2 protein-coding genes are annotated in these 1,605 nt (G+C 45.5%); both read right to left on the reverse strand.

What is annotated here, in order from left to right; translation table 11 throughout:
• Positions 1 to 792: 23S rRNA (guanosine(2251)-2'-O)-methyltransferase RlmB (rlmB, locus tag VIP81_RS32880; RefSeq protein ID WP_331972303.1), on the reverse strand; the 792-nt coding region annotated here is incomplete at its 3' end.
• 20 nt (positions 793 to 812) lie between these two features.
• Positions 813 to 1,376: an NUDIX hydrolase gene (locus tag VIP81_RS32885; RefSeq protein WP_331972306.1), complete on the reverse strand. Its 564-nt coding sequence runs from the start codon at positions 1,374 to 1,376 to the stop codon at positions 813 to 815.
• Positions 1,377 to 1,605: the final 229 nt, after the last annotated feature.

Consider the following 1,605-nt stretch of genomic DNA (forward strand, 5'->3'; position numbering starts at 1 on the left):
TTCGTAAAGAATAATTCCTGCGGCCACCGATACGTTAAACGACTCGAAGTTACCGGCCATGGGTATACGAAACAATACATCAGATGCTTTGATCAGTGCGGGGTAAACGCCTTTATCTTCCGATCCCATAATAACGGCTACCGGCTCTTTCAGGTCACAATCATACAGCTTGATGTCGGTTTCCATTTCACTCGCCAGTACTTTGATACCGTTGAGATGCAGGGTATCAATCGCTTTATTCAGGCTGTTAACACGGCAAACGGAAATTTTTTCCAGGGCACCTGCAGAGGATTTCACCGCCTCTTCATTCAATGCGGCAATACCTTTATCGGGAATAATGATGGCCTGAGCGCCGCAACAAACGGCACTGCGGGCAATCGCGCCTATATTACGTACATCTGTAATACCATCCAGGATCAGGAACAACGGTGTTTCTCCCTGGTCTATTACATGAGAAATCACATCCTGTAAATCCAGGTAAGTAACATTACCTGCAATACCTACCACGCCCTGGTGGTTGGCTTGTGTAAGCCCGTTGAGCTTTTCTACCGGTACATAGTTAACCGGAATATTATTCGCCAGCGCCATTTCCCTTATTTGCGGGATGATTTCTCCCGTGGCAGTGCGCAGCATAAAAATGCGCTCAATAGACTTACCGGAGCTTAATGCTTCCAGCATAGGCTGCCGGCCAATAATCATGGTAGATTGCTTTGGCCGCTGCGTGGCATATTTTTTAGGGCCGCTCTGCCCTTCTCTTCTTTCACCTTTGAAAGCGTTAAATTTCCTTTCCATGTGCTGCAAAGGTAACGGGTTTATTTGTTTAATAAGCCTTCATAGCCCATGAGCTTCACTTTTTGTATGGCCGCTACCGATAAGGAATCGGTGATTTCAAAGTCTTTTACCATACGGTAGGCTTCTTCAAAAGGTATTTTTTTTACATATAACTGCTCCGTATCTTCCGGCTCTGCCTCCCGCTGCTCCAGCCCTCTGGCCAGAAATACCACCCCTTCTTCATCGGAAACGGAGTTCGACAAGTCTATCCGGGTAATCACTTCCCAATGTGCCGCCACCAACCCGGTTTCTTCCAGCAGCTCCCTTTGGGCGCTGTCCAACGGATCTTGTCCCAATGGGCCACCACCTTCCGGGATTTCCCATGTAAATCGCTGTAAAGGAAAACGATACTGCCCTACCAGGTAAATATTCATCTCCTCATCCAGGGCTACCACGCCTATGGCCAGGTTCTTAAAATGTACCACACCATAAATACCGGCACCACCCGCCGGATTCAAGCCTTCATGATGCCATATACTGATCCAGTTATTATCGTATCTCGTTTCCCTGGAATGAATGGTCCAGGGGTTCTTCGTTGTATCCATGTTTTGTTGAGGAGCGAAGGGGAGCGCCTGCGGCGCTTGTCTTTATTCAGGATTAAACTGATTTTGATGATTGGGATGATTTTTTTTAAATCTTCTCAATAAATTTTATTCAGAGTGATAAATATCTTTATCACTCTGAATAAAATTAAAATCATCAAAATCATCAAAATCAGTTTAATCCTGAATAAAGACAAAGGCCGAAGGCCTTCCCCTCCGCTATTATTTTTTA

The organism is Chitinophaga sp., from assembly GCF_036566945.1.
Taxonomy (GTDB): Bacteria; Bacteroidota; Bacteroidia; order Chitinophagales; family Chitinophagaceae; genus Chitinophaga.